12 protein-coding genes are annotated in these 10,432 nt (G+C 45.2%); all 12 read right to left on the bottom strand.

What is annotated here, in order from left to right:
- Nucleotides 1-18: 18 nt before the first annotated feature.
- Complete coding sequence (gene mobP3, locus QZ375_RS12535) at nucleotides 19-957, bottom strand: MobP3 family relaxase (RefSeq protein ID WP_295219593.1); 939 nt, start codon at nucleotides 955-957, stop codon at nucleotides 19-21.
- A 4-nt stretch (nucleotides 958-961) separates the two neighbouring features.
- Complete coding sequence (locus QZ375_RS12530; RefSeq protein ID WP_295219592.1) at nucleotides 962-1,366, bottom strand: hypothetical protein; 405 nt, start codon at nucleotides 1,364-1,366, stop codon at nucleotides 962-964.
- A 333-nt stretch (nucleotides 1,367-1,699) separates the two neighbouring features.
- Nucleotides 1,700-1,936, bottom strand: a complete 237-nt coding sequence (locus QZ375_RS12525; protein ID WP_295219591.1) for a DUF6103 family protein — start codon at nucleotides 1,934-1,936, stop codon at nucleotides 1,700-1,702.
- On the bottom strand, nucleotides 1,933-3,084 hold the full coding sequence (locus tag QZ375_RS12520) for a hypothetical protein (protein WP_295219590.1): 1,152 nt from the start codon (nucleotides 3,082-3,084) through the stop codon (nucleotides 1,933-1,935). The genes QZ375_RS12525 and QZ375_RS12520 overlap by 4 nt, the downstream gene beginning before the upstream one ends.
- Nucleotides 3,062-4,636 (bottom strand): hypothetical protein, encoded by a 1,575-nt coding sequence (locus QZ375_RS12515; protein ID WP_295219589.1) that lies wholly within the window; start codon nucleotides 4,634-4,636, stop codon nucleotides 3,062-3,064. Before QZ375_RS12515 ends, QZ375_RS12520 begins: the two co-directional genes overlap by 23 nt.
- Nucleotides 4,633-6,459 carry a DUF87 domain-containing protein gene (locus QZ375_RS12510; RefSeq protein WP_295219595.1) on the bottom strand — a complete coding sequence of 609 codons (1,827 nt, stop codon included), beginning with the start codon at nucleotides 6,457-6,459 and terminating at the stop codon, nucleotides 4,633-4,635. The genes QZ375_RS12515 and QZ375_RS12510 overlap by 4 nt, the downstream gene beginning before the upstream one ends.
- Before the next feature lie 23 nt (nucleotides 6,460-6,482).
- A complete protein-coding gene (locus QZ375_RS12505; RefSeq protein ID WP_295219588.1) occupies nucleotides 6,483-7,043 on the bottom strand; it encodes a hypothetical protein in 561 nt (186 codons plus the stop codon).
- A gap of 8 nt (nucleotides 7,044-7,051) precedes the next feature.
- Complete coding sequence (locus tag QZ375_RS12500) at nucleotides 7,052-7,312, bottom strand: hypothetical protein (protein WP_295219587.1); 261 nt, start codon at nucleotides 7,310-7,312, stop codon at nucleotides 7,052-7,054.
- Nucleotides 7,313-7,322: 10 nt separating this feature from the next.
- The gene (locus tag QZ375_RS12495) at nucleotides 7,323-8,228 is read right to left on the bottom strand and encodes a conjugal transfer protein TrbL family protein (protein WP_295219586.1); all 906 of its coding nucleotides are present in this window, start codon (nucleotides 8,226-8,228) and stop codon (nucleotides 7,323-7,325) included.
- On the bottom strand, nucleotides 8,221-8,391 hold the full coding sequence (locus tag QZ375_RS12490) for a hypothetical protein (RefSeq protein ID WP_021681555.1): 171 nt from the start codon (nucleotides 8,389-8,391) through the stop codon (nucleotides 8,221-8,223). The genes QZ375_RS12495 and QZ375_RS12490 overlap by 8 nt, the downstream gene beginning before the upstream one ends.
- A 1-nt stretch (nucleotide 8,392) precedes the next feature.
- The gene (locus QZ375_RS12485; RefSeq protein ID WP_338095174.1) at nucleotides 8,393-8,620 is read right to left on the bottom strand and encodes a helix-turn-helix domain-containing protein; all 228 of its coding nucleotides are present in this window, start codon (nucleotides 8,618-8,620) and stop codon (nucleotides 8,393-8,395) included.
- A 36-nt stretch (nucleotides 8,621-8,656) separates the two neighbouring features.
- Nucleotides 8,657-10,378 (bottom strand): type IV secretory system conjugative DNA transfer family protein, encoded by a 1,722-nt coding sequence (locus tag QZ375_RS12480; protein ID WP_295219594.1) that lies wholly within the window; start codon nucleotides 10,376-10,378, stop codon nucleotides 8,657-8,659.
- Nucleotides 10,379-10,432 lie beyond the last annotated feature (54 nt).

Below are 10,432 nucleotides of genomic sequence, written 5' to 3'. Positions count from 1 at the left end.
CTTTTTATTATACTTCTTTTAGAACTTGGTGTAAAGATACTGAACAGGCTCTAAGTATCCATAAGTTTTCTTGCCTTTTGCAGTTACCAGCTGTTCATGCAGTTTTGCAACCAGACGCAATAATTCTGCATCTGAAAAATCACTGGATGAAATGTCAGATGCAAGCTTCTGTACCAACTCCGCTGATTCCTTTTTCAAGAGATTCCGCAAGTCCGTTTGCTGCTGATACAGATGATGCAATTCATCCTGATAAATATCATTTGCAAAGCCGCTGCGAATTTTTTCGATGCCATGATTCATCAGAAATCCTTCACGCTCGTTTTTGGAATATATGATGATATGCACATGAGGATTGGTTTCCTTATCATGAAAAGCTGCATACCACTTGAAATTTGCCAGATCAATTTTCTGATGCTTTGCAATGTTCGAGATTTGCCTTATGACAAGATCACGCCACACAGTTAAATTGTCATATCCCATTGCTTGAGCATTGTCACGTCTTAATGATACGACATGCGTCCACACATTGCCACCGTGATTTGCAATTTCTTTTGCAGTCCTTTCCAGATCAATTGGTTCATCCGACTGTGAAAACAAACCGTGCGCACCAAACTTAACTGCGCCGGGACGGTTCGCAAGATAACCCACATAATTTTCACGGTTTGTCAGTCTGTCCATGTTCCTGTCGATGACTGCTGAGATAAACTCCGAAGCTGTTTTCTGATTTGGATTTTGCATATAGTCCGTGTATTCAAACAACTCTTTGCTGTCGGAGAAATCTTTCAGTAGAGATGAAATAAGCTCCTGCTGCTTTTTCGTAGCAGGAGCCTTTTCATCTTTTATGGTAACTGCAACCGATCCCTCACGAGTTGCAATATATTTGACGTAGCGATATAGCTGCTTTCTGTTTCTGCTGCCGCTTTTCAGATAGCGGCTTGTAACAATAATTTTTGGCATCTGATCACTCCCTCTGGTATTCTACAGCGTCCTCGTAATCAATAATGCCATTAATTTTACGAACCTCATTCACACACATAATATGAAGCTGCCGCAGCGTTTCATCGTCCACATCATTCGCCGCTGCAAGCATATGCGACAGCTTTCCAAGCTCCACCGCAACCTTGAAAAGCAAACGAGCAAGCCTCTGTTCCGTACCTTTGATCTGCGCTTTGACCGTTTCGGTAATCATGGGCGAAATGTAATTCACACTTTTTTCTTCGTCCAGATAACCAATGTAGAACTTAATTGCCTTTTCAATAAATTCACTCTGCGATTTACAATTATCGCCTTTAAAATGTACCTCCACATCTTTCATCGTCTGCGGATATACCCACAGCGCAAATTTCACCTTATTTGCAAAACTCACTTGACCAACTCCTTAAAAATGACCAAAATCCCCTGATTTTCTGCGAATACAACCCCGAATTTCTCAAAAGTCCGATTTCACAACCCCTGAGCGAAATCCTCAAAAAGCCCCGAATTGCGGTCGGCTTTGCCGTCCGCTGTGACTGCGGCAACCCTGCTGCTTTAACTTGCAATGAAATAAACCCACTGAACCCACCCAGATTCCGCTGAATCCAACCATCTTCAAACGCCGCCACAAGCGCCCAAGATTCGCCTTGACTATCTCAGGGGGATAAGTTTCCCACCCATGCCATGAAAACGACACACAAGGCAACGTGGCGCAAACTGGTGTGCATTACTGCTCCGACTGATTTTCAGATTCCATAGACGCATCCTTTTTCGTCCTGAGAGATGGCTTCTTCACCGTCGTCAACTCAATAAATTCACGCACATTGGACGGCACATATTTCTGATAAAGCTGCTCTGCAAACTTTTCAAGTTCCTCCGACAGCTTCATATTTTTCTGCCCCAGATACATCTCCAGCGCAGACAATTTTTCAGAATCAACGCTTACTGTGACTGATTTTTTCATAAGCTCAGACCTCCAATTTTCATTTCAAAATCTTCTTCCAAGTCCTCCTCAAGCTGCTGCTCCGGCTGCATTGTCAGCGCAGAATACAGGCTCTGACCCCTGCCGGAAATCACACCGTAAGATGTCACGGCACTGCCTGTTTGCTTCATAATCTGACTGCCAAAATCATAAAAATCTCCACTTTTCAGAAGAGAAATATCAAAATTGGTAGGCAGATTTTTCGCCAGATACGCCCGACCAAACTCACTGCAATCCCGAACAGACCGATCCCATTCATACTCAGGCAAATGCTCCATACACACCAGCACATCTGGAATCTCACGAATCCGTTCGCTGTCCATAACCGCTTTCAGCTTCACAAAATCATTGTGAGAAAGTTCCGACATCCGTTCTGCCAAGACATTCAGTATGTCGATCTGATGCATATTTTTCAGACTGTCTGACGTAATCCACGGCAGTGATGACTGCAATTCACAGCAAGTCTGATCATAAACTTCAAGCAGTGTTTCCGCATTACAGGGCATGGAAATCCACTGTGCCTGCGCTGTTTTCTGCGCATCCGGCGCAATCAGCAGACGAAAAAAACATTGCTCTGGTTCTCCAAATTCAAAATGAATGTCGGGCGGTTCGTAACCTGATGTCACACAATAATGTCCATCCACAAACACACCACTCTCACATTCTTGCATCATTTTCCCGACCTTTTCACGGTCAAGCAACTCCAGAATCTCATCGGAACAGCTCTCCAATTCCGGCAGCAATTCGTTTTCAATGACCGTTTCGCCCAGTTCACGGCAGTCCTCACAGGGATAAACCATTACAGAATCCAACCCGTAGGTCATCAAAAGCATGTCCTCAAAATCGCTTTCCGGATAAGTTTGCAGCAGACTTTTCAGCGCTGCCATCTCCGGATGTTCCAGTTTTTCAAACCGATCTGCGAACAGATTCAGCCTGAAAATATCCGCTGTAAAATCCTTTTCACATAGTTCTGACAGCAGATTCATATTCCGAAAATCATAAATCTGAAACGTGACAGCTCTGGTTTCCGGTGGAATTTGTAGCTTGTCCAGTGCATCCTGCATTTCAAAAACGGTCATCGGGAACTCTGCCGATAACGCATACCCATCATTTTTCAAGTGTACTCTCATTTTCCTTTTCCTCCACATAACTGATGTACGGAATCTGTAACCAATGCGTCCAAGACCGCCCAGCAAGTTTTGTTCTGGTCACACCACGGGTTGTATTCATGGCTTCAATCACCTCGCCATTGCCAATGTAGATTCCGATATGCCCCTGATGCCATACTGCAAGTCCGGGCACTTCCGGAATGGTATCAATCGTGCCTTTGACAGTCGCCGCTTCAAACATACCATTTGCAGTCACATCCATCATACCGTTGGAACCTACCACAATTTCACCACTGACAGAGTCATACCAACCATAACCTTTAATCAAACCCACACAATCCGCAGTTCGTTTTCCCATCCAATTGGAACGAATGAAATCCATGTAACTTGTGACCTGACTGCCGAACACAGACGCTCTGTCCTGCAGCAATGATTCCGTCAGCACGTTTCCGTAAGTGCCGTAGACATAACCCCATCCGTTTTCATGTGCCTGAATCGCCCACTGCACCAAGTCCAGGTTGTTTTTCACAGCCGGGTCATATTCTTCAAACCGAATGTTATTGCTAAAACTCTTTTCCTCGCCGTACTGAATCCAAGGAATTTCAAACCAAGCCGTCCAGTTCCCCTCCGAAATAGGCTCTTTTACCACGCCGTCCGCAATGGATTTGGCGTACACAACATAGCTATCACCGACAAAAATGCCGATGATATTGCCGCAGATCACCACCGTTCCGACCGTTTTGGGAAGCGTGTCCATACTGCCTTTTACAGATGCAGATTGATACAGTTCCTGCACCGTTTCACTGTACCCCTCTACTGTAATCTCTCGGCTTTCTGCGTCATACCACAGATACGACCGCAGCAGATTGTAATTGTCAACAGCCCTGCGGTTCCGCCACTTGTCACATTCTTCTGTAATCTCATCGGGATATTGCTCCAGCAAAGATTGATATAAATCTGCATACAGCACATTCCCATCGCTGTAGGGAACATATCCCCACCAGGTTTCATAGGCATTTTCTGCCCAGCGTGCCAGATCAATGTTGTTCTTCACATCCAAATTTAAGAACCAATTTTCATCAATGCTGACATTAGAAATTACAGCATAGGAACGCATAAATTCCGTATAATCAATGCCCAGTCCGTACTTCTGATTTAAGCTGTCAATCAGCTTTTTATCATCGCTTTCCTTGAAACAATTGGCGTATTCTGCAAAAAAATTCTCACCCTTTTGAACACTGTCAAAATAGGTGAGATAGAGCATCTGCGCTTTTACGATTTGATTTTTTAGGTTCAGCTTTGTCAGTGCATCCGCAATGGCTGTTCCGTCCGATTCCATCAGAAACAGCTGCGTTTGCTGTTCCATAGAAAGACTCTGCACAAATTGACTGTAGTCGATTTGCTGTGCATCTGCGTTGGAAAACTGATTCCCCACTGCCAACAGAAGCATGACTGGCAACAAAATGATTACAATCACAATGCCAATAGTCGTACCAACCACTTTCCATGTCCGCTTATCCGTGGCAAGGTAGACAGCAATTTTTTTGGCAGCAGCAGCGACTGTGACGCTCATCTTCCCCCTGCCTTTCCAAACAGCTTTTCTTTGTAAACCGGCGCATGCACCTGAAGTAAATACCGCTCATTTCCACACCGATACAAACAAGACCCTCTCTCCGGATATCGAATCAGCGAAAACTCCGACATCTCCAATTGCAAAGTATCCGTATACGCCTTTGGCTCGATGTTTCCAGCATTGAACAAGAACTGATGGGTTGGAATCGCAAACAGCGGTTTGGTCAACTCCCGTACCTCCGGAATCAAAAAGTCATCCACATTCTGACTTGCGATCACCATCGCCGACTCCTTTTTGCGCACACGCTTCATGGCATTGCGGATGTACTCGATTGCCGTCAGATTTGTGAGGAACAAATACAATTCGTCAATTGCTGCAACGGTATTTCCAACCCCCAAAAGCTGATTGCTCATATAGCTGAGAATGTTAAACAACAGCGTATCTTTCAGCCGTTTGTTGGTATCCATCAAACCTTTCACACCGAAGCACAGAAACTGCGAATCCTTAATGTTCGTATGCCCATTAAAATATTTCGACTCCGCACCTTTACACATAGAGTGCAGTCCCAGGCAAATATTCTGCAAAGTTTCCTCTGTGTATAAGTGCTTTTTCTCATGATCAAAGATCATAAACTCTTTTTCAATGAGATCATATAAATCCTGCATCACCGGATAATCCGTTGGTTTCAGCTTGTTAAAATCCGTCAGATCGTCAATGTCAAACCGCGCATACAGCTTCATCAGCATAATTTCAATGGTGTCGATCTCACTGTCGGAAAAACCCTTGTAAGCTCGGAAAAAGTCCTTGAGATAAGAGATATGCTGACTAAGCCTTGTCACTTTCCGGAACGGCTCCGGTGAAGTTTCATCACGCTCTGCTTCGCCAAAACTTTTTGGTTCCAGTGGGTTGATCATATATTCTCCCGACATGAAATCCAGATAAGTACCGCCGAGATTATTCGTCAGATCGGCATATTCCTGTTCCGCATCCAGAACAATCACACTCTTGCCGCTTTCACGCAAATTTGTCAACAACAGTTTCATAAGATAAGATTTCCCCTGACCGCTGTTGCCCAGAATCAGCACGTTTGCGTTGGTTTTATCATCACTGCGCTTGTCAAAATCCACCAGAATGTTCGTGCCAAACTTATCCCGACCGATATAAAAACCTTTTTCATCCGTTTTGCCGGAATAATTCAGCGGATAGAGATTTGCCACAGAACTCGCCGGAAGCACACGTTCATACAGGCTTCCAAACGCATTGTATCCAAAGGGCAAAGCCGAAATCATGCCCTCTTTTTGACGCAGAATCAACCTGTCTACTGTAATTTTGGAACGTGTCAATTCCATTAAAATATCCGATTGCAATTCTTTCAGCTTGTCCTCGGAATTTGCCTTTAATTCGATAAAGACAGCACAGTGCAGCAGCGGTTCTTTGTTTCGTCTCAGGTCAGCAATCAGCTGCACTACATCCTGCAAATTACTCTCCGCTGTCAGGGATTCCGTCACGTCGTTGGTGGTGGACATCAGTTTGTTCCGCCGGGTAGCGTGCTGAATAATTTGCCGCTGCTCCGCACTGTCCACAAGTCTGTTGTAAATGCGGAGCGTCACAGAATTTCTGTCTGCAAGGTGTGCCAGAATCGCTTGTTCTTCGGTTGTGGTTGGCCATTCCCGCACTGCCCACACACATTTGTAGCTATTGCCGCAGATAAAATGATCCGTAAAAAACCGTACTGTACTGGGCACAATACGGTCAAAAAATTCCTGAATCCGGATTTCTTCCGCCTGTTCTGGCGTGAGCATTTTCTTCTTTTTCTGAAACATTTTCAATTTCAATACCTCCGTTTTTACGCTGTCTCTAAGTAATTTTCTCCCTCAATATCGGAAATTTCCTCTCCGTGCATGGACGCTTCCAAATAAATCGCCAGCATCCGCTTGACGTCAGATTTTTCCATGCGCCGCACGTCAAATCCATGCTCCGAAATCACTTTGGAAACACGATTGATCTGCTGAAACACCTGTTCTTCCTTCTTGTCCTTGAAACGAATGCAAAACAGAAACTGCCTTGCCGTAGACATCTCAACCTGAATATCGTCCAGAAATGCCGCATCCTGTTTCAACAGCTTTCTCACATTTGGATTTCCCTCAGATTTCAAGCGGTTCTTGATATGCACCTTGTTCCCGTCAAAACATTCGCAGCTGTCCAGACAAATGATTTCCAGTTCCGGAATCATGCTGAGCAGCATCATCAGATGATAGATTTTCACATCAATATTCTCAGCCGACAGCACAGAAATATTGGTGGGCTGCACACTGAAAAAAGCAAGTTCAGCCTTGTCCGTCTGCAAACTGTATTTACCGAATGTCCGCAGTCCAAACAGGTTCTGCGTTGATTTTTTGTTCTTCATAATCATCCTCACTTCCAATAAAATAACTGCTGTGCGGTCACGAAAAACCGAAACGCACAGGCCATGTAATCGATTACCGTCGTTTCCTCCAATCGAATGCTCAGAAATGCAAACACCGCCGTAATGGCAAAGGGCAGAAACGTCCATAGCTGCGTTAAAATTACTACTGACAGAATCAGTCCGAGACAAATCATCAGAAAGTCCCGAATACTCCAGAGCCACAGTCTGGAGGTCGCTTTCAAGTTTTGCGGATAAATATATGTTTTCATAATGCACCCCCTATGCCAATTTTTTCGCCACAAATTTTCCTGCATGAATCGCAGAATTTACCGTATGGGTTACGCTCATCATGTTGACTCGCACGCTGGTATCCAGCCCGAACTGCTGCGCAATTCTCGGCACTTCATTTGCTGCAAGCATGATGCCAAGTCCCAGCAGCATATTGGTCTGCCATGTCAGCAGCCCTAAGAACATCAGGCTTGTCTGCAAAAACGCTGTCAGACACAACGCAAAAATCTGCTTGCACCAGCTATTGAATCCGTCTGCATAGCCTCTTGGAAGGGAGAACATATACAGACTTCCCACCGCAATCTGGCACAGCAAAATACCGCCCCGCTTGATGTTGACAAAGAATAGCTTTACCACACAGTAGGCCAGCGCAATCATGGTCAGCAGTCCTAATAACCCTGAATATCCGCCCATATTTTTTAGCACCACTTCTGCCGTTGCGCCTAAATCTCCGCGAGTTGCACCGATAAATGAACCGATTAGATCTCCTGAAAATGTAGTTTGCAGCGTGATGCAAAACTTGTACATCTCCACCGGAACTTTCGTGAACAAGCTGACCGCCATAAAGCCTTTCAGCACGTTCAGACAGGTACTCTGAATGTTTGCCCGTCCGGTTTGATATTCGATTGCTGTATCAAATACTGCAACTACCAGCCCTGCGGCAAACAGCGTCCAACCAAACAGGGAAAACAGCTGCAAAAAAGCGCTCACCCAAGACTGGCTGAAAATATCCGCACCCATGCCATTCATCATACCGAAAAACTCAGCAACTGCACCGTATATGGTGTTGAACAGCCACTCCAGCATCACGTCCCAGACGGCTTCAGAAATGGCAGTCCCTACATCGGAAAACTTATCGCCCACCCACGACAGTGCATCGCCGATCCAATCAAACATCGCCCACACTCCATTCTCTTAGTTTTTCTTCCGCCGATAACAGCCGCTTCATGTTCGCATACTGCCGGTTGGAACGGCAATAAAAACAGCGGCATTTCCGTTTGGTTTTCAGAAAATACCGCTTTGTAATACGATAACAGCTGCACATTTTTTCTGTATGCATTTCAACACTCCTTTAATTGATATAACGTAGAACTGCGTCCGCCGCTTGTTCGCCAGCGCTTTTCACGAGTAATGAGTCCCGCAGTTTCCAGATCATTTAATGCACGAAACACCGTGGATTTCGACAAATGCAGATCTTCTGCAATCGTCCTGACGGACGGGTAGCACTCCCTGTTTTTGTTTGCACGATTGGACAGATACATGTACACCGCAACTGCCCTGTGAGGCAGTCCATACTCATAAATTTCTCTTGCAAATTTCAGGTTTTACACACCTCCTGTCCTCGGAATTTTTCTTCGTTTTGACGTTTCTTCTTCCAATTCTTCATCTTCTTCCGAAACTGTTTTTTTCATCTGCGGATACTGGATCTCCACTTCACGCATCAGTGCTTCCTTGCTCATGTAGGTGACAGTTCTTGCACCCCTGTCCTCCAAAATGTACGGTTCTTCAAAGGAGATGCCCCATTTGAAATACAACTTCAGCGGTGAAATCATGGGATGTGTACCCGTTTTCATGACAATAAACTGCCCCTTTGGCATAGATTTCAGTTCGTCCACTGTGAGAAGCGGTCTGCCGATCATCTGAAGCGATTGGGATTTTTCCTTACCATGAGACACACTGCCTGACAAAATGGTCTGTTCACCCAGTGCCTTTGACAACACTTCTGCCGATTGGGAATTGGGCGCAAATCCACCGAAAATGGTCAGCTGCGTGTTGTCCGTGATGATTTCCTGTCCCTCTTTGCCGTAGTTTTTGTTTAACTGCGCAAAGGACTGAATGATCGCTACAATGCTGATTCTTCTGGAACGGCTTGCGGAAAACATGGCTTCTGCGCCCTCGATTTTTGGAAAAGTGCCGAATTCATCACAATAAAACATCACCCTGTTTGGCAGGCGACCGCCGTTCTCATCGGCAATCACAAGAATTTCTCTGTATAGCTGCTGAATAATCAGCGATACCATGAAATATTTGCTGACATCTTCCTCTGGAAGCACGATAAAGATTGCCGACTTTTCCTTGCAGAATTTTTCCGCATCCAATGCAGTACCAAAACACAGAATCTGCTCCATTTCCGAGTCGATAAAGCTGTTCAGACGGGACAGGGCTGTACTCATGACCGACAACATCGCCTGATCTGCAGAGTGCAATGCGGAACCTGCAAGCCACTTCGCCTTATGCTCATCCGGCAGCCGTTCCATCAAAGCCTTGAAGCCGCTTTTGGGTGCAGTTTTTTTGACGGATTGCTTTTCCCGCACAGGTTCCAGCAAGTCCTGAATCATCTTGAAAACCGACACAATGTGGCGTTCGTTTTTCTCACCGAACTCGGCAAGAAGCAGAATTAATGAAGCAAGCAGACCCTCCGCTGCGTCGTAGAAAAAGGCGTTTGCACCGTAAGCTGCTGCGTCCCCTCCGCCGATGCTGATGATGGTTTTTGCCGTGATTTTGGCGTACTTTTCGGCTTTTGCCTTTGCGGAAAGGTTGTGCTTATCGGACAAATAGATGTCCATATACTTGTTCACCAGATGCAGGATATTGTTTTCATCGGAGCGTGTGGGATTGCGTAAATCCAACACAGAAACATTGTAGTCGTAATACTTTTTCGCTATGCTGCCGTAATTTCGGAATACATCGCCCTTCGTGTCGGTTTGCAAAAAAGACATACCACTGGCACAAGCAAATTCCAGATTGGGATACAAGAAAAAAGCGGTCTTTCCCACGCCGGCAGCGCCAATCATAAGGGTATGCACATCGCCCTCGTCAACAAGAGCAATCGTCTGTTTTCCATGAGATTTACAGCCGACTACTGTTCCCTGAACTGTTGGCAGATATCTGCCTTTTCGCCAGTTTTTCACATCAAATGGGACTTGGGTATACGTATGTTTTACCTCCGCTTTTGTGGCGAAACGAGCGGTACCATGTTGACCTTGCCCAACAGTTTTCCGCTTGATTCCATTGAGGGAATAGTTATTGGAACAGTATGCCAGTATTAGAGCCTGTTCAGTATCTTTACACCAAGTTCTAAAAGAAGTATAATAAAAAGA

The sequence above is a fragment of the Ruminococcus sp. genome, assembly GCF_019417665.1.
Lineage (GTDB): Bacteria > Bacillota > Clostridia > Oscillospirales > Ruminococcaceae > Ruminococcus_C.
This window is presented reverse-complemented; position numbering and strand designations above follow the sequence as displayed.